This window comes from Pseudomonas sp. Irchel 3A5 (assembly GCF_900187575.1).
GTDB classification, from domain to species: Bacteria; Pseudomonadota; Gammaproteobacteria; order Pseudomonadales; family Pseudomonadaceae; genus Aquipseudomonas; species Aquipseudomonas folii.
The window spans coordinates 210,883-233,294 of the sequence record NZ_FYDU01000004.1; the positions used below are offsets into that span (position 1 = coordinate 210,883).

23 protein-coding genes are annotated in these 22,412 nt (G+C 57.8%); 12 read left to right on the top strand and 11 right to left on the bottom strand.

Annotated features, from left to right (window positions below; translation table 11 throughout):
• The first annotated feature begins 28 nt into the window (after positions 1 to 28).
• The 8 genes from CKW31_RS07950 (at position 29) to CKW31_RS07985 (ending at position 10,717) form a co-directional block, all read left to right on the top strand.
• Positions 29 to 310: a peptidylprolyl isomerase gene (locus CKW31_RS07950; RefSeq protein ID WP_027898593.1), complete on the top strand. Its 282-nt coding sequence runs from the start codon at positions 29 to 31 to the stop codon at positions 308 to 310.
• Between the two features lie 504 nt (positions 311 to 814).
• On the top strand, positions 815 to 2,683 hold the full coding sequence (locus CKW31_RS07955) for an extracellular solute-binding protein (protein WP_095093808.1): 1,869 nt from the start codon (positions 815 to 817) through the stop codon (positions 2,681 to 2,683).
• Positions 2,684 to 3,754, top strand: a complete 1,071-nt coding sequence (locus CKW31_RS07960) for a microcin C ABC transporter permease YejB (protein ID WP_095093809.1) — start codon at positions 2,684 to 2,686, stop codon at positions 3,752 to 3,754. It abuts the gene before it with no gap.
• The gene (locus CKW31_RS07965) at positions 3,754 to 4,776 is read left to right on the top strand and encodes an ABC transporter permease (RefSeq protein WP_095093810.1); all 1,023 of its coding nucleotides are present in this window, start codon (positions 3,754 to 3,756) and stop codon (positions 4,774 to 4,776) included. Before CKW31_RS07960 ends, CKW31_RS07965 begins: the two co-directional genes overlap by 1 nt.
• 1 nt (position 4,777) lies before the next feature.
• Entirely contained in the window at positions 4,778 to 6,361 is a 1,584-nt protein-coding gene (locus CKW31_RS07970) for an ABC transporter ATP-binding protein (protein WP_095093811.1), read from the top strand.
• A 53-nt stretch (positions 6,362 to 6,414) separates the two neighbouring features.
• Positions 6,415 to 7,827: a sigma-54-dependent Fis family transcriptional regulator gene (locus tag CKW31_RS07975; protein WP_095093812.1), complete on the top strand. Its 1,413-nt coding sequence runs from the start codon at positions 6,415 to 6,417 to the stop codon at positions 7,825 to 7,827.
• A gap of 717 nt (positions 7,828 to 8,544) precedes the next feature.
• Entirely contained in the window at positions 8,545 to 9,936 is a 1,392-nt protein-coding gene (locus tag CKW31_RS07980; RefSeq protein ID WP_095093813.1) for a GntP family permease, read from the top strand.
• 10 nt (positions 9,937 to 9,946) lie between these two features.
• Positions 9,947 to 10,717, top strand: a complete 771-nt coding sequence (locus tag CKW31_RS07985; protein WP_095093814.1) for a 3-hydroxybutyrate dehydrogenase — start codon at positions 9,947 to 9,949, stop codon at positions 10,715 to 10,717.
• 372 nt (positions 10,718 to 11,089) lie between these two features.
• Here CKW31_RS07985 and CKW31_RS07990 read toward each other — a convergent pair whose 3' ends face one another.
• On the bottom strand, positions 11,090 to 12,262 hold the full coding sequence (locus CKW31_RS07990; RefSeq protein WP_095094011.1) for a PilT/PilU family type 4a pilus ATPase: 1,173 nt from the start codon (positions 12,260 to 12,262) through the stop codon (positions 11,090 to 11,092).
• Positions 12,263 to 12,498: 236 nt separating this feature from the next.
• Between CKW31_RS07990 and CKW31_RS07995 the strand changes: the two genes are divergently transcribed.
• Positions 12,499 to 12,774: a peptidylprolyl isomerase gene (locus tag CKW31_RS07995; protein WP_017133756.1), complete on the top strand. Its 276-nt coding sequence runs from the start codon at positions 12,499 to 12,501 to the stop codon at positions 12,772 to 12,774.
• Positions 12,775 to 12,987: 213 nt separating this feature from the next.
• Here the strand turns inward: CKW31_RS07995 and CKW31_RS08000 are convergent, their stop codons facing one another.
• The 4 genes from CKW31_RS08000 to CKW31_RS08015 form a co-directional block, all read right to left on the bottom strand.
• Positions 12,988 to 13,932 (bottom strand): sugar kinase, encoded by a 945-nt coding sequence (locus CKW31_RS08000; RefSeq protein WP_095093815.1) that lies wholly within the window; start codon positions 13,930 to 13,932, stop codon positions 12,988 to 12,990.
• 18 nt (positions 13,933 to 13,950) lie between these two features.
• Positions 13,951 to 15,156, bottom strand: coding sequence for an amino acid deaminase (locus CKW31_RS08005; protein ID WP_095093816.1), 1,206 nt, complete (start codon positions 15,154 to 15,156; stop codon positions 13,951 to 13,953).
• A 16-nt stretch (positions 15,157 to 15,172) separates the two neighbouring features.
• Positions 15,173 to 15,937, bottom strand: coding sequence for an IclR family transcriptional regulator (locus tag CKW31_RS08010; protein WP_095093817.1), 765 nt, complete (start codon positions 15,935 to 15,937; stop codon positions 15,173 to 15,175).
• A 155-nt stretch (positions 15,938 to 16,092) separates the two neighbouring features.
• On the bottom strand, positions 16,093 to 16,482 hold the full coding sequence (locus CKW31_RS08015; protein ID WP_027899441.1) for a RidA family protein: 390 nt from the start codon (positions 16,480 to 16,482) through the stop codon (positions 16,093 to 16,095).
• Between the two features lie 272 nt (positions 16,483 to 16,754).
• On the opposite strand from CKW31_RS08015, the gene CKW31_RS08020 reads away from it, so the two are divergent.
• Together CKW31_RS08020 and CKW31_RS08025 are read left to right on the top strand one after the other, a co-directional pair.
• The gene (locus CKW31_RS08020) at positions 16,755 to 17,084 is read left to right on the top strand and encodes a DUF6388 family protein (protein ID WP_095093818.1); all 330 of its coding nucleotides are present in this window, start codon (positions 16,755 to 16,757) and stop codon (positions 17,082 to 17,084) included.
• A gap of 100 nt (positions 17,085 to 17,184) precedes the next feature.
• Entirely contained in the window at positions 17,185 to 17,514 is a 330-nt protein-coding gene (locus tag CKW31_RS08025; protein ID WP_095093819.1) for a hypothetical protein, read from the top strand.
• Positions 17,515 to 17,584: 70 nt separating this feature from the next.
• On the opposite strand, the gene CKW31_RS08030 is transcribed toward CKW31_RS08025, so the two are convergent.
• On the bottom strand, positions 17,585 to 17,929 hold the full coding sequence (locus tag CKW31_RS08030; protein ID WP_095093820.1) for a 2-oxoacid ferredoxin oxidoreductase: 345 nt from the start codon (positions 17,927 to 17,929) through the stop codon (positions 17,585 to 17,587).
• An 81-nt stretch (positions 17,930 to 18,010) separates the two neighbouring features.
• A complete protein-coding gene (locus CKW31_RS08035) occupies positions 18,011 to 18,454 on the bottom strand; it encodes a hemerythrin domain-containing protein (RefSeq protein WP_095093821.1) in 444 nt (147 codons plus the stop codon).
• A 694-nt stretch (positions 18,455 to 19,148) separates the two neighbouring features.
• Between CKW31_RS08035 and CKW31_RS08040 the strand changes: the two genes are divergently transcribed.
• Positions 19,149 to 19,892, top strand: coding sequence for a hypothetical protein (locus CKW31_RS08040; protein WP_095093822.1), 744 nt, complete (start codon positions 19,149 to 19,151; stop codon positions 19,890 to 19,892).
• Between the two features lie 62 nt (positions 19,893 to 19,954).
• Here the strand turns inward: CKW31_RS08040 and CKW31_RS08045 are convergent, their stop codons facing one another.
• From CKW31_RS08045 to CKW31_RS08060, 4 genes are read right to left on the bottom strand one after another with little or no spacing between them, the layout of a single operon-like run.
• On the bottom strand, positions 19,955 to 21,199 hold the full coding sequence (locus CKW31_RS08045) for an SGNH/GDSL hydrolase family protein (protein ID WP_095093823.1): 1,245 nt from the start codon (positions 21,197 to 21,199) through the stop codon (positions 19,955 to 19,957).
• Positions 21,196 to 21,408 carry a hypothetical protein gene (locus CKW31_RS08050; RefSeq protein ID WP_095093824.1) on the bottom strand — a complete coding sequence of 71 codons (213 nt, stop codon included), beginning with the start codon at positions 21,406 to 21,408 and terminating at the stop codon, positions 21,196 to 21,198. The genes CKW31_RS08045 and CKW31_RS08050 overlap by 4 nt, the downstream gene beginning before the upstream one ends.
• Before the next feature lie 12 nt (positions 21,409 to 21,420).
• The gene (locus tag CKW31_RS08055) at positions 21,421 to 21,957 is read right to left on the bottom strand and encodes a DUF2514 domain-containing protein (protein WP_095093825.1); all 537 of its coding nucleotides are present in this window, start codon (positions 21,955 to 21,957) and stop codon (positions 21,421 to 21,423) included.
• A complete protein-coding gene (locus tag CKW31_RS08060) occupies positions 21,954 to 22,391 on the bottom strand; it encodes a cell wall hydrolase (RefSeq protein WP_095093826.1) in 438 nt (145 codons plus the stop codon). Before CKW31_RS08060 ends, CKW31_RS08055 begins: the two co-directional genes overlap by 4 nt.
• Between the last annotated feature and the right edge of the window lie 21 nt (positions 22,392 to 22,412).

The following is a 22,412-nucleotide window of genomic DNA, read 5'->3' on the forward strand; positions in this document are numbered from 1 at the left end:
TTCTTTTTTTTGACAGGAGTAATTCCCCATGGCTAAAGCCACTGCCCGCCACATCCTTGTATCCAGCGAAGAGAAATGCAACGAACTCAAAGCGCAGATCGAAGGCGGTGCTGATTTCGCGGAAGTCGCCAAATCCAACTCCAGCTGCCCTTCCAGCCGTCAAGGCGGTGATCTGGGCTCGTTCGGCCCAGGCCAGATGGTCAAGGAGTTCGACACTGTCGTGTTCAGCGCGCCAGTTAACGTCGTGCAAGGCCCGGTGAAAACCCAGTTCGGTTACCACCTGCTGGAAGTGACCAGCCGCCAGGATTGATTCCTCGCCACTGATGTTCACAAACGGCTCGCCTCACGGCGGGCCGTTTTTGTGTGTGTGGTAAGCCCATATGCATTGATATGTGGACGCGATCCAAAGTGAACCGCATTCAGCCTTATTGCGAGCAAGCACCCCACATAGACCACGCTATTGCGTAGGACCGGCTTTAGCCGGGAGGGCGTCGGACATGTCACCACATATTCTTCGCCAGAAATACCGCTCTCCCGGCTAAAGCCGGTCCTACGGCCGCTCCTACGGGATTGCAGGCAAACATAGAATCTCCTGTAAAAGCAGAGCCATACCGGCAAGCAAGTGCCGGCCCTGGCGCATAACCCGCTCTGCACCGCGCATCATCCAGTTACAAACCGGCCCGGGTTCCGGTACCTTGTGGAATGCTGCATTGACGGGGCAAGAACGTTGCCTGACCGTGCCTGTCGTATGACTTTAATCATCGCCCCCCTTAACCCTGATGTTTGCCCGCCGACGTCAGTCAGGATCCCAGTAATGCGTTTTGTTTTTTCATCGCTGATCGTGGCACTACTGGCCCTGCTCTCTGGCCCTCAATTATTGTCCGCTGCACCGCAGCACGCCCTGACGGTTTATGGCGAAGCGCCTCGTTACCCTGCGGATTTCAAGCACTTCGACTATGTGAATCCGGACGCGCCTAAAGGTGGCAGCATGCGTCGCTCGGCTCAGGAAATCGGCCAGTTCGACCACCTGATGCCCTATCTCGACAAAGGCACCGGTGTGTCGCAAATCAACGGCATGCTGTATTCACCACTGGCCGTACGATCGCTGGACGAGCCTTACACCGTTTATGGTCTGGTCGCCGAACGCATCGAGCGCAGCGAGGACGGCCTGTCGCTGCGGTTCTATATCAACCCGAAAGCCCGCTTCGCAGACGGCATGCCTATTACGGCCGAAGACGTGCGCTACACCTACAACCTGCTGATGACGCAAGGCAGCCTGTCATACCGGACACAATTTCAGGACATCAAGGGCGTTGAGGTTGAATCACCGACCCGGATACGCTTTGATTTCAAATCCAGTGAAAATCGCACGCTGCCGCTGGACCTCACTTCCCTGCCGGTTTTTCCGGAACACTGGTGGAAGAGCCGCGATTTTGCGGGCGGTGGCGGCTTTGAGATTCCGGTGGGCAGCGGTCCCTACAAAGTCGCCAAGGTGGACCCGGGACGCAGCATCACGTTCGCCCGCGATCCGGACTGGTGGGCCAGGGATCTGCCGGTGAACCGTGGTACCTACAACTTCGACACTTTCAGCGTCGAGTACTTCGGCGACATTGACGTCGCCCGGCAAGTCCTTAAGGGCGGTGCCTACGACTACAACCGTGAGTACTCCGCCACGGCCTACTCGATTCTCTATGACAGCCCGGCGCTGACCGACGGCCGCCTGCAAAAGGCCCAACTGGCCAAAGGTGCCGTGCAGAGTTCTCAAGGTTTTGTCTTCAACCTGGACCGCCCCATCTTTCAGGATCGCCGGGTGCGCCAGGCGCTATCCATGCTCTGGGACTTTGAATGGACCAATCGGCAGATGATGCGCAACATGTACATCCGCCAGAACAGCTACTTCTCCAACTCGTCTCTGGCGGCCACTGAGCTGCCGACGCCAGCCGAACTGAAAATCCTTGAGCCACTGCGCGCCAACGTGCCGCCGGAAGTTTTCAATAAAGTGTTCCACACCCCGAAAACAGAAGGTACGGGATACATCCGGGACAAGCAGCTTGAGGCACTGAAGCTGATGGAAGAAGCTGGCTGGACGCCCAAGGGCGATCATCTGGTCAACGCCAAAGGTGAGCCGTTTACCTTTACGTTTCTAAACGGCCAGGCCGGGTTTGAAAAAATCCTGCTGCCTTACAAGCGCAATCTGGCGCAGATCGGTATCGACTTCGAGATCCGCCGCATTGATGCGGCGCAATTCCTGAACCGGGTCATGGCCCGTGATTACGACATGATCGTGACCGGCTACTCGGTTTCAACCTCGCCCGGCATGGAGCTGTATAACAATTTCGGCTCCAAAGGTGCTCGCGACCCCGGCTCCACCAACTATATGGTGCTGCAGAACCCCGCGGTGGACAGCCTGATCGCCGGACTGGTCAGCGCCGATCAGAAGTCCACCATGGTGGATTACGCTCATTGTCTGGATCGGGTGCTGCAATGGGGCTATTACTGGATCCCCAATTATTACCCGCCGGGCGCGTCGACGCTGTGGTGGAATCGCTTCGGCATCCCGAAAGTCCAGGCCAGTAATGCGGAGGCGATTGAAACCTGGTGGGAGGTCAGTCCTGTTCCGCTGACCAACGAGCAGTTCGCAGAAAAACGCGGTGCTTCCGCCGTCGCCTCGGAGATGAAGTGAATGCTCGGCTATTTATTGCGACGTCTGTTGCTGATCATTCCGACTCTGCTGTGCATTTTGCTGGTCAACTTCTTCATCGTACAGGCGGCCCCCGGTGGCCCCGTTGAGCAGGCCATTGCCCGCTTGCAGGGCGTAGGTGGTGCCAGTTCCAGCGCTGGCGGCGCATCCAGCGAGTCAATCAATGCCAACTCGTCACGCGCTTCTCGCGGCCTCGACCCGAAACTGATCAAGGAAATCGAACATCAATATGGTTTCGACAAGCCTCTGCACGAACGCCTGTGGCTGATGCTCAAAAGCTATGCGCAGCTGGATTTCGGTAAAAGCTTCTTCCGGGGCGCAACGGTCACCGACCTGATTCTGCAAAAAATGCCGGTGTCCATTTCACTGGGGCTTTGGGCAACGCTGATCACGTACCTGGTCTCGATCCCTCTGGGCATTCGCAAGGCAGTCAGGCACGGCAGCCAGTTCGATATCTGGAGCAGCACCGCCATCATCATTGGCTACGCAATGCCGGCGTTTCTGTTTGCGATGCTGCTGGTGGTGCTTTTCGCCGGGGGCACGTCGCTTAACTGGTTCCCGGTGCGCGGGCTGGTTTCCGAAGACTTCGAGCAGATGAGCACCGTGGGCAAGATCGCCGATTACTTCTGGCATCTGGTGCTGCCCGTTTCGTCACTGGTCATTGGTGGTTTCGCGACGCTGACGATTCTGACCAAAAACTCGTTTCTGAATGAAATCACCCGCCAGTACGTGGTGACGGCCAGGGCCAAAGGCTTGAGCGAGCGCCGCGTTCTGTACGGTCATGTGTTTCGCAACGCCATGTTGCTGGTGGTAGCGGGTATTCCCCAGGCATTCATCAGCGTGTTTTTTGCAGGCTCACTGCTCATCGAGGTGATTTTCTCCCTCGATGGTCTGGGACGCATGAGCTATGAAGCGGCGGTTTCACGGGACTATCCCGTGGTATTCGGCTCGCTGTTCATCTTCACGCTGTTTGGCCTGCTGATAAAACTGGTAGGCGATATCTGCTATACCCTGGTCGATCCACGAATCGACTTCAGCGCGAGGAATGTCTGATGAACAGACTGTCTCCGCTGGCCCAACGACGACTGGACCGCTTCCGCAATAACCGCCGAGGCTGGTGGTCGCTGTGGCTGTTCTGCGGTCTGTTCCTGCTGACACTGGGTGGCGAGTTGATCGCCAATGACAAGCCGCTGGTTCTCAGTTATCAGGACTCGCTGTATTTCCCGGCACTCAAGCGCTACACCGAGCAAGAGTTTAGCGGCCAATTGCCGTTTCAACCGGACTACCGCAGTGATTACGTCCGGGACCTGATCAGAAAAGGTGACGGCTGGATGCTGTTTCCACCCATTCCATTTAGCGATAACACGCCCAATTACGACCTCAATCGCCCTGCCCCCAGCCCGCCAACAGCACAAAACTGGCTGGGCACCGATGATCAGGCGCGTGACGTTCTGGCCCGAGTGATTTTCGGTGCCCGGGTGTCGATTCTGTTTGCACTGGTATTGACCACTATAAGTGCCCTGATCGGTATCGCCGCGGGTGCGCTGCAGGGTTATTACGGCGGCTGGGTCGATCTGATCGGTCAGCGCTTGCTGGAAGTCTGGTCAGGGTTGCCGGTGCTGTATCTGCTGATCATCCTGTCCGGTTTCGTCGAGCCCAATTTCTGGTGGTTGCTGGGCATCATGGCGCTGTTTTCATGGCTCGCACTGGTGGATGTGGTGCGCGCCGAATTTCTTCGCGGCCGCAATCTGGAATACGTCAAAGCCGCTCGCGCCTTGGGCATGAGCGACCGCAAGATCATCACCCGGCATATCCTGCCCAACGCGATGAACGCGACCCTGAGTTATCTTCCGTTTATCCTCACCGGGGCGATTTCCACCCTGACAGCGCTGGACTTCCTGGGCTTCGGCATGCCCGCTGGCAGCGCTTCCCTGGGGGAATTGATCGCCCAGGGCAAACAGAACCTGCAAGCGCCCTGGCTGGGTTTGACCGCTTTCTTCACCCTGGCGTTGATCCTGTCACTGCTGGTGTTCATTGGCGAGGCGCTGCGTGATGCCTTCGACCCGAGGTCTTGATATGTCGGACAACCTGATTGAAATCCGTGACCTTTGCGTCGCCTTCAGCGGGCAAACGGTGGTCAAGAACCTGAGTCTGGATATCCGCGCCGGTGAGTGTCTGGCGCTGGTGGGTGAATCCGGCTCCGGCAAGTCAGTTACCGCCCATTCGATCCTGCAATTGCTGCCCGCCAAAGGCACGGTCAGCACCGGTAGCATTCTTTACCGGGACAAACAGCTGCTCGGTGCAGACAGCCGCACATTACGCCGCTTGCGGGGTAATCAGATCGGGATGATCTTTCAGGAGCCGATGACCTCCCTTAACCCGCTGCATACCGTATCCAAACAAATTGGTGAGACCCTTCTGCTGCACAAGGGGCTGACGGGCCGGGCTGCCCAGAAACGCATCATTGAATTGCTCGAACTGGTGGGAATCCAGCAACCGGAAAAACGGCTGAAGGCTTATCCCCACGAGTTGTCCGGTGGTCAGCGCCAGCGGGTGATGATCGCCATGGCCCTGGCCTGTGAACCGGAGTTGCTGATCGCCGACGAGCCGACCACCGCGCTGGATGTCACGGTGCAACGCAAGATCCTGCTGCTGCTCAAAGAGCTGCAGCAGCGCTTGAACATGTCGCTGCTGCTGATCAGCCATGACCTGAATCTGGTGCACAGCATTGCCCAGCGAGTCTGCGTGATGCGCGCCGGGGAAATCGTCGAGCAATCCAATTGCCACTCCTTGTTCAAACAGCCACAGCACCCCTACAGCAAACTGCTGCTCGACGCCGAGCCTGCTGGCGAACCTCTGCCCCGTGACAGTCGGGAGAAAGTGCTGGAAGTGGAGAACCTGCGCGTCTGGTTCTCACTGGGTGGCGGGATTTTCCGCCAGCACAAGGAATACCTGAAAGCAGTGGATGACATTAGCCTGAGCATTGAACGCGGCAAAACCCTCGGTATCGTGGGCGAATCCGGCTCGGGGAAATCGACACTTGGTCAGGCAATCCTGCGCCTGCTTGAATCGCGTGGCAGTATCCGTTTTCAAGGACAAAGCCTGGACGACTTGAATCAGAAGCAAATGCGGCCGTGGCGCAAGCAGATGCAGGTGGTTTTCCAGGACCCTTATGGCAGCCTCAGCCCGCGTATGTCCGTGGCGCAAATCATCAGCGAAGGACTTGAAGTTCATAGCGAGATGGACGCGACGCAATGCGAGGTTGAAGTCATTCGGGTGCTGGAAGAAGTCGGCATCGACCCGCAAAGCCGGCATCGTTACCCCCATGAGTTCTCGGGTGGCCAGCGCCAACGGATCGCCATTGCCAGGGCCCTGGTCCTCAAACCAGCGTTGATTCTGCTGGATGAGCCGACCTCGGCACTGGACCGGACCGTTCAGAAACAAGTCGTGGCCTTGCTGCGCCAGTTACAGGAAAAGCACGGACTCACGTATTTGTTCATCAGCCATGACTTGGCCGTGGTCAAAGCACTGGCCCACGACGTGATCGTGGTCAAGGATGGCAAAGTTGTCGAACGTGGCGCCAGTCACGATCTGTTCGACGCCCCCCAACATCCTTACACCAAGGAATTGTTGGCGGCGGCACACCCTGGATTCAGTTGAAAAAAAGGGCATTCTGTACGGCCAGACGCCGGTGACGCACAACGGAACACCCCATGAAAGAGAGCCATAGCCTTAACGATTACCGCAGGGTTCGGCAACTGGCGATTCGTTCGCTGTTCGAAATCATCGAGCAGTCGAGCGAGGGCACCGTGATTGTCGACAAAAACGCAAAAATTGTCTGGATCAATGAGCGTTACGCCCGCCGCTTCGGGTTGCAGGATTCCAGCCTGGCGCTCGGCCAACCCTGTGAGAAGGTCATCCCCGGCAGCCTGCTGCGCCAGGTCGCCACCAACGGGCGACCAATCCTGCTGGACATGATGGACACCGCCAAGGACCCATTGGTGGTCATGCGCTTGCCCATTCACGATGACACCGGTGATTTGATCGGAGCCATCGGTTTCGCCCTGTTTGATGAGCTGCAGTCGCTTTCGCCGCTGCTCAAGCGCTACCTGAGCATGCAAGAGGAACTGGCCTCGACCCGTTCGTTGTTGCGTGCCCGCCAGGCCAAATACAGTTTTGCGCATTTCATTGGCACCAGCGCGGCCAGCCTGGAAGTCAAGCGCCGCGCGCGACGCAGCGCCAGTGCTGAATCCCCCGTTCTGCTGCTGGGCGAAACGGGCACCGGCAAGGAATTGCTGGCCCATGCGATTCACAACGCATCACCACGGGCGCACAAAGCATTTGTCAGCATCAACAGCGCGGCCATTCCGGAAACGTTACTGGAGGCGGAGTTTTTCGGCACCGCGCCGGGCGCTTTCACCGGCGCAGATCGCAAGGGGCGACCGGGCAAACTGCAGATCGCCCAGGGCGGCACGTTGTTTCTCGATGAAATCGGCGACATGCCACTGCCCTTGCAGAGCAAACTGCTGCGAGTCCTGCAGGAAAAAGAGTACGAGCCTGTCGGCTCCAACCAGGTGCACAAGAGCGATATCCGGCTGATTGCTGCGACTTCCACTGACCTTGAAGCCGCAATCAAACGCGGTCAGTTCCGCGCAGACCTTTATTACCGTTTGAGCGTCTTGCCAATCCAGGTGCCGCCATTGCGCGAACGGCTGGACGACCTGCCTGCGCTCAGCGAATCGATCCTCGAAGAACTGCGCAGCCAGCACGAACTCGATCCGGGCGCACAGGCATTACTGGCGCAGCACGCGTGGCCGGGCAATATTCGCGAGCTACGTAACGTGCTGGAGCGCGCGGCCTTGCTCAGTGATGATCTGGTTCTCAATGCCAAAGAGATCAGGGCGTCGATCGGCAGCCTGGTCCCGATCAACAGCCGGAGCGAAGCATCTCAGCCCGCCTGCTTCGAAACTTTCAGCCAGGCCCGACAACGCTTTGATCGGCAATTGATCGAGCAGGCATTGGTGCAGTGCGCAGGGAATGTTGTGGAAGCCGCGAGTCAACTTGGACTCGGTCGCTCGACGCTGTACAAGAAAATGGCTGCGCTGGGGATTGCCGAGTCTCAATAGAGAGACTCTAGTCTCTGAATGGAGAATGCACGATTGCATGCGATCTCCATGGGCACTCGAGCTCTCTTGTGGGAGCGGTGCTTGCCCGCGATCGAAGCGCCGCGGTCCATTAGACACACCGAGGTGCCTGAATCGCGGGCAAGCACCGCTCCCACATGGGTTCTGTATCTCACGCCCAACATCGTCGATGCTGTCAAACAATATTCAACCATCTGATTCGGCGTGCTTTTTTAGCTGTGGAAGCGCTTGCCCGCGACCCGGTCTGTCAGGCGAGATGCCTCGCGAACAAGTTCGCTCCTACCGTTGCAACGCGGTGTTCAGTCAAAAAATTTATTGGCTGTACTGACGCTATCGCGGGCAAGCGCGCTCCTACGGATCCATCTAACTAAGCCTCTTGTAGGAGCTGCCGAAGGCTGCGATCGCGGTGTGTCAGGAATGACCATTCCGCAGCCTTCGGCAGCTCCTACAGGTTCGAATGTTTTTCAAAGCAAATAAACAGTCTCGATTCGGAGACGGAACCTGATCCCAGACTCGGCCAATTAGCAAAAAGCCTATAAATATCAATGCGTTGAAAACTGGCACGATTCCCGCTATAGACCTCAAGCGGCACTCCCGCAGCCGAAAACAATAACAATATGCCGACAGGATTCAGCGAACCATGCAGAGCGCTTTCGGCGGCCTCTGAGTACGCCGGATTCCCAGGCCAGGAGACACTCCATGAGTGTAATCATCGCCCTGGCAGCCCTCGCGCTGTTGATGCTTGCTGCTTATCGTGGTTACAGCGTTATCCTCTTCGCCCCTATTGCCGCCCTCGGCGCAGTGCTGCTGACGGATCCATCCGCCGTGGCCCCGGCCTTCACCGGGGTGTTCATGGACAAGATGGTCGGCTTCATCAAGCTGTACTTTCCGGTATTTCTGCTGGGTGCCGTGTTTGGGAAGCTGATCGAGTTGTCCGGATTTTCCCGGGCTATCGTAGCGGCGGCCATCGGCGTACTGGGCACCCGCCAGGCGATGCTGGTCATCGTACTGGTCTGCGCCCTGCTCACCTACGGCGGCGTCTCACTGTTCGTCGTGGTGTTCGCGGTCTATCCGTTTGCGGCAGAGATGTTCCGTCAAAGTGACATCCCAAAACGTTTGATACCGGCGACCATCGCCCTCGGTGCGTTTTCGTTCACCATGGACGCCCTGCCCGGCACTCCGCAGATCCAGAACATCATCCCCACCACGTTCTTCAATACCACCGCCTGGGCCGCGCCATGGCTGGGGGTGATCGGCACCATTTTCGTGTTCTGTGCTGGCATGCTCTACCTTCAGCGCCAGCGCAATAAAGCTCAGCGCGCCGGTGAGGGTTACGGCATTGAGCTTCGAAATGAACCCGACACTCCGGAAGACATCAAGCTGCCCAACCCATGGATCGCGATTTCACCTTTGCTGCTGGTTGGGGTGATGAATCTGTTGTTCACCTGGTGGATCCCACAGTGGTATGGCAAGACGCATACTTTGGCCCTGCCAGGCATGGCGACACCGGTCCAGACCGAGATCGCCAGGCTCACCGCCATATGGGCAGTCGAAGCCGCGTTGCTGATCGGGATTCTGATGGTGTTGGCGTTCGGCTTCACGGCCATTCGCAGCCGTCTGGCTGAAGGCAGCAAAAGTGCAGTCAACGGCGCGCTACTGGCCGCGATGAATACCGCTTCGGAGTACGGCTTTGGTGCGGTTATCGCCTCCCTGCCAGGCTTTCTGGTGCTGGCGGACTGGCTCAAAGGCATTCCCAACCCGCTGGTCAACGAAGCTATCACTGTAACCTTGCTGGCCGGGATTACCGGGTCGGCGTCTGGCGGTATGAGCATCGCCCTGGCGGCCATGTCGGAAACCTTCATCAGTGCCGCCCATGCCGCCAACATCCCGTTGGAGGTGTTGCACCGAGTAGCGGCCATGGCCAGTGGTGGTATGGATACGCTGCCGCACAACGGCGCGGTGATTACCTTGCTGGCGGTGACCGGGTTGACCCATCGCGAGGCTTACAAAGACATTTTTGGCATCACCATTATCAAGACACTGGCTGTGTTCGTGGTAATCGGCACTTTTTACGCTACTGGCATTGTGTGAGGCGCAACGTATGAGTCTTAAAGGTAAAACGGCACTGGTCACCGGCTCAACCAGCGGCATCGGGCTGGGCATTGCCCTGTCGCTTGCCAACGCGGGGGCGAATTTGATCCTCAATGGCTTTGGTGATGCCTCGGCAGTCGTTGCCGAGGTGGAGAAGCTTGGCGGCAAGGTGGGCCATCATCCAGCAGACGTCAGCAAACCCGAAGAGATCGCCGACATGATCGCCTACGCCGAGCGCGAGTTTGGCGGAGTCGACATCCTGGTCAATAACGCGGGTATCCAGCACATTGATGCTGTCGAGGATTTCCCCGTTGAACGCTGGGACTCGATTATCGCGATCAACCTGTCTTCGGTTTTCCACACTACCCGCCTGTGCCTGCCTGGCATGCGAACCAAAAACTGGGGACGCATCATTAACATCGCGTCGGTACACGGTCTGGTGGGATCTACCGGCAAAGCCGCCTACGTGGCGGCCAAGCACGGCGTGATCGGCCTGACCAAAGTCGTCGGCCTGGAAACCGCCACGACCAATGTCACCTGCAATGCGATATGCCCCGGCTGGGTGCTGACGCCATTGGTCCAGCAGCAAATTAATGATCGGGCAGCGGCCAGTGGCGATGCGGATCAGGCCAGACATGACCTGCTGGCCGAGAAACAGCCGTCGCTGGAGTTCGTCACACCGTCACAGTTGGGCGAACTGGTGTTATTCCTGTCCAGCGATGCTGGCAGCCAGGTCCGTGGCGCGGCGTGGAATGTGGATGGCGGGTGGCTGGCGCAGTGAGGTAATCAGACCACTCGAAATTTGAAATGCAGTCCTGTGGGAGATTCTATGGTTGCCCGCAAGTCGACGTGGGACCGGCTTTAGCCGGGAAGGCTGCATTTCTGACGATGAAGATGTACTGAATGTGCAGGCCCCTTCCCGGCTGAAGCAGGTCCCACGTCATAAGTGATTCCTGTGGGCGGTGCTTGCCCGCGATAAAATCAACTCGGTTCCACTGCAAAATCGCGGCGTCTGCATCGCGGGCAAGCCCGGCTCCCACAGGAGAAAGCGCTCGCCTGTCAAAGCAACGCTAGCCCGCGACGGCTTACTTCAGAGAAGCTATCGCGCTGCCAGCACATAACTCTGTGGGAGCTGGGCTTGCCCGGTATAAAATCAACTCTGCCCCCCACCCTCATCGCGCTCATCCACCAATCCCCAGTCCGATACATTCACGCTGGAAGTGCCGACGGGAGCGCTCGGGGCGGCGGTGGGGTTGGCCGTTACACCTTCACCATGCAGCTTGAGACGCAGGCGGACGTTGTTCTGGGAGTCGGCGTATTTGAGCGCTTCTTCTTCGCTGATCACACCAGCTGCGGCCAGATCGAACAGCGCGCTGTCGAAGGTCTGCATGCCGAGATTTCCGGACTTTTCCATGATGCCTTTGAGCTCGGTCAACTCGTTACGCTGGATCAGGTCGCGGATGGTCGGCGTGCCCATCATGACTTCCACCGCCGCCCTGCGCTTGCCATCCAGAGTCTTGACCAGACGCTGGGAAACGAACGCCTTGAGGTTGTTGCCCAGGTCCTGCAGCAACTGCTGACGCCGCTCTTCCGGGAAGAAGTTGATGATTCGGTCCAGCGCCTGATTGGCATTGTTGGCATGCAGTGTCGACAGGCACAAATGCCCGGTATCGGCAAAGGCCAGGGCATGTTCCATGGTTTCCCGATCGCGGATTTCACCGATCAGGATGACATCCGGTGCCTGGCGCAGGGTGTTCTTCAATGCGGCGCGAAAACTGCGGGTATCAACCCCGACCTCACGCTGATTGACGATCGACTTCTTGTGCCTGTGAATGAACTCCACCGGGTCTTCAATGGTGATGATGTGCCCGCTGGCATTGCGGTTGCGATGGTCGATCAGCGCTGCGAGTGAGGTGGATTTGCCTGAACCGGTCGCCCCCACAAAAAGCACCAGGCCGTGCTTTTCCATGATCACATCGAGCAGCACCGGTGGCAGGTGCAGGTCCTCGAAACGCGGGATATCCAGCTTGATGTTGCGCGCCACGATCGACACTTCGTTGCGCTGCATGAAGATGTTGATCCGGAAACGACCGATCCCGGCCATGGACACCGCAAGGTTCATCTCCAGATCACGATGAAATTCCCGCTTCTGCTCGGCATCCATCAGCCCGTCGGCAACCAGGGCTACTTGCCCAGGCTTGAGAGACTCAGTGCCCAACGGCTTGAGCACACCATTGAACTTGGCGCAGGGCGGCGCCCCAGTAGAAAGATAAAGGTCCGATCCATCCTGACTGGCCAGAGTCTTCAACAACGCCGGAAAATCCATAAGCAACACCGCACACATGATTTGACTGAAAGAGGCCGCATCTCATGCGACGTTCAACCGGATCGCGATCCGGGATGAGTGCGCATAGCTTGGCGGTAGAAGACATCGTGAAGCAATGATAGATGAAGCCGGGTGTGCAACAGAGAACGTATTTTTGCCATTCCGGACAGTACCGGGGAACAAGTCCTGACGGCTGTGTGATAATAGCCGCCGTTTTTTCTTCAGGCTCCCGACTCATGAAAGCCCAAGCCCGCCACATTCTGGTGAAAACCGCCGAAGAGGCCGAACAACTCAAACAGCGTATTGCCAAGGGTGAAGCCTTTGACGTGCTGGCCAAAAAGCATTCGACCTGCCCTTCAGGCAAACGCGGCGGCGATCTGGGTGAAGTCCGCCCTGGGCAAATGGTAGGCGCGATTGATCAGGTGATTTTCAAAAAGCCGCTGCGTACGGTGCATGGGCCGATCAAGAGCAAGTTTGGTTATCACCTGGTTCAGGTGTTTTATCGGGATTGAGCCCTTCTCAAATACCCGGACGTCCCTGTTGGAGCGAGGGTCAATGCAACCGCAGATATTGGCGTGGGACCGGCTTTAGCCGGGAAGAGGCCCTCACAGTCGCTAAAAATGGGGCATCAGAAATACCGCCTTCCCGGCTAAAGCCGGTCCCACGTCAGTTTCCGGTCAAATATAGACTTCCCACATAAGTCGCCCAAGGTCCCACAGAATCATCTACAACCCCGGCATCACACTTCTGGGAATCAAAGCCCCCGGATGCTGAATCACCACGCTCGCCAGACGATGCCCGGCTTCAGCGGCCTGCATCGGGCTGCCGCCTCGCAAGCGCATCGACAGATAAGCCGCGCTGAACGAATCCCCCGCCGCGGTGCTGTCGATGACCCGCTCCACTCGGTGGGCAGGAATCTCATAGCGTTCACCGCCCGATTCCACCAGACAGCTTTGCGAGCCACGCTTGACCACGACTTCGCTGATACCCAGATCGCGGTAGGCACTTAGCAGTTGCTCACTTTCGGTGTACCCGAACAGAGCCTGCTCGTCGTCCTCGGTGAGCAAAGCCACGTCAACATGGGCCAGACACGCGCGATACGCTTCACGCGCCTGCTCCACCGAGGCCCACAGACGAGGCCGGTAGTTGTTGTCGAAGGCGACCCTCGCACCCGTGGCACGCGCCTTGGCCAGCGCTGAAAACAGACGTTGCCGCCCCTGCTCGCCCAGCACCGCCAGGGTGATGCCGCTCAGGTAAAGAAGGTCATAGTCCGGCAATGAGCCCATAACCGTGTCCGCCTCCGGTGTATTGAAGCAGTCACGCACCGCAGCTTCGTTGCGCCAATACAGAAAACGACGCTCGCCACTTGCATCAGTCTGAATACAGTACAACCCCGGCAACCGGCCCGACAGCCGCTGCACCTTGCTCAACCCGACGCCCTCCTGCGCCCAGCCCTGGCACATGGCATCACTGAAGCTGTCATCGCCCAGCGCAGTGACATAATCCACCTGGGCGCTGCTGCCCAACTGGCGGGCCATATACACCGCCGTATTGAGCGTGTCGCCGCCGAAGCTCTGTTGCAGAGCGCCGTTGGCATGCTGTTGCAGCTCGATCATGCATTCGCCGATCAGGGCGATCCGTGGGTGACTATGGCTGATCAGCTCACTCATCGAGTGCGACTCCAGAGACTAGAAATACGTGTCGAAACTTTCAATGACTTGCAGGTTTTCATCCACCAGACAGCCACTGCGCCACTTGTCGAACGTCAGGCACGGGTGGGAAGAACCGAACGCAATAATGTCGCCGACTTTCAGCTCACAACCCGGCGCAACGTTCATGAAGGCGTGCTGATCCATCACCGCTGTCACCTTGCAGGCGCTGACATCCACGCCTTGCGCCGGCACGACACCAGGCTTGTAGCAGAGCAATGGGCTTGGCAAGCCCGCGTCATAGGCAACATCGCGTTTGCCCATGGCAATCACGGCGAAGCCGGGCTCAGGCATCGATTGAACATGGGCCCAGACTTCCATTGCCGGGCGCAGACCTTCGTGCAGATCACTGCGGCGATCCAGCACGCAGCATTGCGCGTCTTTATAGATACCGTGGTCATGCACGACATAGCTGCCGGGACGCAACACACCGAGGAATCGCTCACGCACCTGACGCTCGTCGAAAGCTTCAGCGATCAGGTCATACCAGGCCGACCCCGAGGCGGTAACGATAGGCCGCTCCAGCGCAAATGCACCGCGATCCTGCAGATCCACTGCCAGACGCACCAGCGAAGCCGCGAAAGCGCGAATACCGCTTTCAGCCTGATCACCGTGAATTACCCCTTCGTAGCCTTCGATACCAGTCAGCGCCAAGGCTGGCTGGGCCGCGATCGCCTCGGCCAGTTCCAGTACCTGTTGCTCGGTACGGCAACCGCAGCGACCACCGACAACGCCGTACTCAATCATCACGTTCAAACGCAGACCACGGGCCGCAAAAAATTCGCCCAGCGCCGCGACGTTATCCGGGTGGTCAACCATGCAATGGAAGTCGAACATCGAGTCAGCAAGCATCTCGGCGATCAACCCCATGTTTGCCGCGCCTACCAGCTGGTTGGCCATCAGCACTCGACGAACGCCATGGGCGTAGGCCGCGCGCGTCTGCACTGCCGTGGCGAGGGTCAGGCCCCAGGCGCCCTCTTCCAGCTGCCGACGGAACAGCGCGGGAACCATGCTGGTTTTGCCATGAGGCGCCAATTCAGCACCGCTGTTCGTGACAAATGCCTGCATCCAGCGAATGTTATGGTCCAGCGCCTGACGATGAATCACCAGCGCGGGCAGACTTACATCACGCACCAGATGATCGCCTGGAGCGGCGGCGCCCTTTTCTACAGCTGCAATAGTCATGGTGCTCTCCCGGATATTATTCATTGATGCGACTCGCAAGCCCGTTGGCGCTGTCGATCAGCACCCTGCGGTAGTCGGCGTAATGTTTTTTTGCATCTGCTCGTGGAGCAACGATGCACAGCGTTGCAATGCACACGCCATGTTCGTCTTTGACTGGCGCCGCGAAGCAATGAGTGAAAGTGTCAGCAACACTATCGAAGGAAAAGAAGCCTTCCTCACCCGCCTTGCGAATCTCGCTCAGGAAGGTCTCAAGTGGCAGGCGCTGACCATCGGGCAACACAAAATCATCGGTATCAATCAGGTCGACTATTTCCTGATCGCTAAGGTGGCATAGCAACAAACGCCCGGAAGCAGTCCACGGAATCGGCGCGTTTTCGCCGATATTGGAGGAAATCCGAAAGTGCCGCTCACCCTCTTTCATCAGCGCGACGGTGTACTTGCGGCCATTGAGCAGGCACATCTGCGCAGTTTCCCGGGTCTGACTGACGATATCGCCCAGGCAGACTTCGGCCTCGCGGGTGAAGTCGAAATGACGCAAGTGCGCCTGACCGAGAAAATACAGCTGACGCCCCAGATAGACATGCCCGTCCTTGCCCACTGACTCAAGGATGCGCCGCTCCAGCAGCGAGCCGACCAGTTCATAGACCGTCGACTTGGGGCCGCCAATCCCGTTGGCGATCTCGTTGGGCCGCATCGGTCTGGCCTGTTCCTTGAGAAAGTCGAGGATATCGAACGCCCGATCAAGCCCACGGGCACGGCGTTTGATGGTGTCTTCGGTCATATGCGCATCCTTCGATATTTACTGTAGAAGCTCACGAGCCCCGCGAGGCAGCGATGGCGGCCTGTCTGATACACCGCTATCGCGGCCTCGCGTTGCTCGTGCGCTCCTACAGGTCGACTGTGTGCCGCCGCGGGCACCGCGGCAGCGCCTGCCGGTCAGGCCTTTTTCTTGTAAGCCACGCAGTCAATCTCGACCTTGCAGTCAACCATCATGCTGGCCTGCACGCAGGCGCGAGCCGGAGCGTGTTCAGGTGTGAAGTATTCACCGAACACTTTGTTGAAACTCCAGAAATCCCGCGGATCTTCCAGCCAGACGCCAACCCGGACCACATCTTCCAGCCCATAACCAGCTTCAGTGAGGATCGCCACCAGGTTCTGCAGAGTCTTGTGGGTCTGCTCAACGATACCGCCGACAATGATTTCGCCATTTTCGGCGGGCACTTGACCGGAGACATGGAGCCAACCGTCAGCTTCTACAGCGCGAGCGAAAGGACGTGGTTGACCGCCCCCGGCGACGCTACCAGCGCCATAACGAGTGATGCTCATGAAGATCTCCTCTCAAATAGAACTTAATCAACCGAATAAACTGTTGGAGCGAGCGGGCGGCGATCCAACAAATCCGGTGTTGCCAAAGCGCTGTGTCCGAGACGCAAGACAATCTCGTATCACAATATCAATTCCGCTATATCGGAACATAATCTGAAATAGCGGAAACATAATTTCGAGTGTGCCACAGCACTGGATGGAAAAAAACCAACGAGTATCATCCGCGATGGTCTGTCTGATGACATGCCCGAAAAAAATACAACGGAGATCCAATGGCTACAGCAGAACATCCGCACAAACTGGCGCTGGAAACTTTCCTGGCGCAGCGTCCCGAACTGCAGCAAGAGCTGGATAAGCTCAACCCCTTGGCCGCGCAGGCTGCCGGGCTGACACGCGATCAATATCGCGAGGAGTGTTTGCATGAGGCTTTCGAGGCCGAGGCCGAACGTCAAGGTTTGTTTGCCTGGGAGCTTACTTTGCAACTGACCGCTGCAAGCCCTGAGGAATATGAAAGCCAGCGCCGTGAGGTGCATAAGGAAGTGGCCCAGATGGCCGGCATGGACTGGGTCGAATATTGCCAGCTGAACAAGCTGGAACCTTGACCTTGGCCCGCGGGGCGTGACCGTTCGTCGCCATAGAGGGCACTCTTGCAAGGGGGTGGCTGACCAATATCAGGTAACGCTCATAAATTGGAGACGTACCATGATGAAGTCAAAGACGACTAACTTATTGCTCGCAGGCCTGCTTTCACTTTCGTTTGGTTCCGCTTTCGCAGCTTCCACCAGCACGGGTCCTGTAAAACCTGAAACTGGCGGTGTGCAAACTGGCTCGGCAGTGCCACCGGGCACCCATCCTGCTCCATCATCGGGCAGCACCAAAAGCGCTGACGCAAATGGCCGGGCCACGGGTTCAGGCGCAGGCAAGTCAGTTGATGGCGGCACCACCGGCAGTGCGGTCGGCAAAACTGGCGGCCCAGGCAAGAACGGCCCTAACGGCACCGGTGGCGGTGCTGCTGGTTCCCCCGATAATTGATCGGTGCGAACGAAAAAAAGCCCGGCTATTGAAGCCGGGCTTTTTTTTGTCCTGAATTTCAGGTTGATGCCTACAAACAAGTCGCCAACGCAGCACCGCGACGCTCAGTCGCCAGATTGGAAGACGGCGCGTAATACTGGATTGCACTTGCACCGCCTTGAGGCTGCACATCGACGAAGAATTCTGCGCCCGTGTTGTAAACAGTGAAGCCCTTCTCACTGGACTGCAAAAAGGCATCCGCCTCTGCCCCCATCAGTGCCTCGTCCTGCCAGGAATATTCAATGCACTGCGCAACCACCGCCGCAGTTTTCTGACTCGAATAGGTCTTGTAGGGGCCAACAGCGCGCGCCTGGTTGGACGGCGATGTGCAGCCAGCCAGCACCGCCAGGGCCAGTGCCGAAATCAGAAGTTTCATGACATTCCTTGAACGCGAAAAAAGCGGATTCTACACCGCTGGGCAAAGCGCATGAACGAGACATGCGCCCGCCCCGCTTTTTCACGCCTCAGTGAGCTGCTCTTCGTATTCCTTGACGTACTTGCCAGCCAGGGATTGTTTCTGCTGCTCGTCGAGTAACTTGCCCGCCATCTGAAAGAACTTCTGCTCTTCTTCTTTCAAGTGATGGTGAACCTTCTCGGACAGCTTCTTGGCAGTGGCCAGCCAGGCAGGACTGGACATCTCGGTCTCGTCCAGGGTTTCCATCATCTCGTCCATCTCATGGTGTTCCGAGATCGCATGACGACTCAGATCGATACCGTTGTCATGTTCCATCAGCGGGATATAGAAGAAGCGCTCTTCGGCGGTTTCATGGGCCTGAAGTTCAGCTTTCAACTGCTTGTAGGCCTCTACACGCTCAATGTTGTCACCGCTGGTCTTGACCAGAATGTCGGCATAGTTGCGCTGACGGTCATGACTTTCTCTCAAGGCTTCAAAAATATTCACAGGCTGTACTCCTCGGACAGCTTCCGAATGTGGAAGCGATGGTTACTAGACATCTCCGGGAAAGCGGCAGTTCAGTCCTTTATTACTGCAAATTCGCTGGCAAGGCTCTGCGCCCCTTTGGCAGTCAGGTTGATGGCGAGTCGGCGTGTCACGGACGCCGCCTCGCGAACAAGTTCTCTCCTACCGACGGCACGCACGCGATGGATGATTAATCCTGCTTGCCATACAACTGCCACTCACTCTATGCGACAATGCGCGCCAAATTCGGCATGAATCCCGCATTCATTTCCAGTCATCCGACTCTTTACGTCGCAGATGCTGGCTAGATATGGCCCAAAGAATGGCCTCGGCCCGTGATAAAAATCGCCAGGGCAAAGACGGAAACGGGCATCAAATCGGTATCGGCTGCATCCAGCCAAGTCCAAGTTATTGAAAGGTAAGGTAATTGATCTCCACAGCGAATATCACCATGCAGTTTGCATTGGGGTTCTCTGAGGGTTATAGAGCGCAATTACGGGGGTTGTAGCCTGCACCAACCCCCAACAAAACTCCCCACTGGTCCAAAATCTGGTCCAACCTCCCGGCGTTCTGCCAACTAAAACATAACCCCTAAACGTGCTACTCGTCACTCGGACCTGTCCGGAATCGCTCCACTCGATTACTGTATATCCAAACAGTATAACGAGCAGTAGTGATGCAACCCGTCAAACCCCCAAGCCACACTGAGGAGTGGTATCGATCATGCTGGAACGCCAGCGCCTGGACCAACCCCAGTGCCAATTACCGGTACCTGATGAGGTTTGCTGACAACTTATTGAAGATGGGGAGCGTCGACGAAATGGAGCGATTCGAAATGCTTGAGCTGGCAACTGGCGCGTTCTGTCATTACATCGAGGAAGCTCCGCCCGCTTGGAGAAACCCAGCCGCGGACTATGACATCTACGACGAAGCCGGTGCCCAGACAGGCAGCCTCAGCGGAAACCGGGTATTTCTTCACGAACCAGGTATGAAGCCGGGACCTATGGAGTTCTTCGCCCAGATCCACGAAGCAGAGGGAGACAGGCCCGTTATCACCAGAACCTACGCCCAATATGGCGTCTTCAGGGATCGCTACATTTACACCGAGGCTGGCCAAAAGCTCACGCTTGTAGAAACAGGGAAGTTGGTTGACGGAAAGATGATCAAGCGCCTGGATGATTCTGACACCTACAGATCAATCATTGATGCCGGGCTGATCGCGCTGGAGGAAGGCGACATGGTCCGTTACGTCGCGCTATGGGAGCGGGAGCAATTCTCAATTTTTAGGCAGTGTTCGAGTTGCTGTGACCGCTTCGAACTCCGCGAGGATTGCCATTCCTGCAAAGGCATGGGCTTCATAGAGGATCCGCTCTGTCCGAGCAGGCTACCCGCAAGCCATCCTGCTCATGGAGCATCTTGAACAAGACTTAACACCCCAGCTTCGGAGCTTGATTAGCCTCCTCCCTCATGTGGCAGGCGATCTCACACTTTGCGAATTCCGAACTGAGCAACCTTTACCGTAGAGTTCTGGGCCACGCCTGCAGCCAGGTACAGGCCCATGCGCGAGGTGATAACAGTCTCACCCAGATCGACGACTCCGCGCTGTGTTTCCAGCTGTCCTGAAAAGCTGGCGGGCATGGTGAACGGCTCCTGGTACTTGTCCATCGACCGGTAATAGAAGGTCGTAGAAGTACCGCTCACCGGTTTGGTAATGATCAACTCCGCTTCCCACGCCAATATCCCGCGCGATGAGCCGACGATATCCACCGCCGACACCATTTCGATAACGTCACCGGCCGCCAGATTGGTGGTGATGACGTTGGCCGTCGGCTGCATGTAGACGTAACCACCCGCCGCCGCCATTGTGCCGCCCAGTTCTATGCACTGCGCCTCGCCATAAGCCGCAGGCTCCTTGAACCACCGCGTGGTGATGCCGGTTAAGCCAGAGCCGACGGCCTTATACCCATCCGCCAGCATGGATCCAGCCACGGCATTCACACCGGCCGGGAGAGTGCCGCCAGTCCCGACCAGTAGTGGGTTGGCATTGAGGCAGCCGAAGGGGCGGATAGCTGAGTAGATATCGCCAGCATCCGTTGGTAATGGGATGCCAGGGAATTCAAAGTTAGCGCTGATGATCGGCACGACACGCGAGCTGATGAAGTCCGCGCCGAGGATATTCGGGTGCAGGCCCTCCACAGTCATTGCCTCTGTGAAGCCATCCCAGATGTTCACCACAGGCACGAACTGGCTGACGTAACTGATTACCCAGTCTTTGTAGGCTATCGCGTCGGCCAGCGCTTGCCCGGCCAGCGCCCGCGCTCCGAAGCGTGGCGTTCCGGTGCCGACGATCAGGTACTTACCGGGCGTGTTCAAGAAAGCCGTGACGACCTTCATCACGTTGGCTTTCGTGTCGGCCAGCGTCATGCCAGCGGTGGTGCTGTCATTGGTGCGCGACAGCAGAAGCCACAGATCGGCAGTGGACGAAGCGATGCACGCCGGTAGTCGAGCCATGAACTGGCCGGTGTGGTCGCCGACTTTTCCCTGGTTATCGAGGTAGCTGGGGAACAATCCAGTGCGCGCTGCGATCATGGCGGCGAAGCCGTAAGCCTCGGTGCCGTAGGCAGTTGCAGCGATCGTATGGCAGTTCCCGGAGAAGCTGTCACCGAGCAGCCCCAGCCCGCGGCGAACTGACTGCCGACTCGGAGCCTGATTGACCAAAAGGCTCATCGGGTCACCTCGAAGGACGCACCGGCTGAGGGTGTGATGCGCGTCGACGAGTTACCGAGTTGCAACAGGTAGCCACCGTCCTTGGCGAAAGTGTCAGTCACCACCCAGCTTGTACCGACTTGTTTCTCGACGGTCACGCTGCCGCCATTTGCCTTGACGATCAGCATCGTCTGGCCCATGTATTTCTGAATCAGCTGGGTCGTCGCCATCTTATTGTTCCGTTACTCAGAGGTAATCAAGGGTTTGGGGAGCGCATCAACAAAGCGTTCGCAGGCCAGCCCCGCTACTCGGGATTGGTCATAAGCCTTTGCCAGTTCTCCCGCTCGCGCGTCAGCCCTGCCGAGCAGGTCGGAGAGCACCATGGCGGCGCGGGTGGCTGCCTTGCCTCGCTCGGTAGGGCCGGTATCGCCGGGGGCGCAACTTGCGGTGGCGGCCAGCTTTCCGGCTTCGACGCGCAGGCGGTCGCCAGCAGTGTCAGCGGCAGCAGCATCAGTAAGCGCAGCGGTCTGTTCTTGTCTCGCATTGTTTGCCACCTGGTTGGCCGCTTTCTGGCGGCGCTGTTCTTCGGTTCGGTAGTCGTTGGTTGTCGTCGCGACGGCCTGCGCCTGGTTGCCGAACTGCTTTTCCCATTTCGCCTGCCATGCCAGATCAGAGACATGCACTCCGTGGCCGTACGCTGCGTAAAGTGATCCGGCGATGATCAGCATGACAAAGAGAGCGCCGCCCAGCTTCAGGTACAGCTGAGTGGCTGGACTCATGGCACATCCTTGAAGAAGACGTGATGACCCAGCTTCAACGTCTGCTTGGCCTTCGCCGCCCATGCCGGCGCCTTTGGCATCATGATCGCGTAGTAGTGAGTCGCGCCTCGAGTTGGATCAGGCTGCTTGCCGTCGATCACCAGGTCAGCAGCGCTGCGCGCTTGAGCCAGGTCGCGGAACGGGATCTGTTTCGCCCCGGACAGGAACGGATAGTTCGGGTCGCTCTTGTTCCAGCAACTGAACTGGTAGGGCTTCAGGCAAACTCCGGAATACCCCTCGCCCCACCAGTCAGGATTGCCGTCATTGTTCAGGTCCATGTCCACACGGTTGCGGATGGTCCAGGCTACGGCGATCTGGCCGTTCAGGCCTTCACCGCGAGCTTCTCCCCACAAGGTTCTGGCAAGGATGTCGCGGTCTTTCTCGGATACGGTCATGCTTTTCTCCAGGCAAAAAAA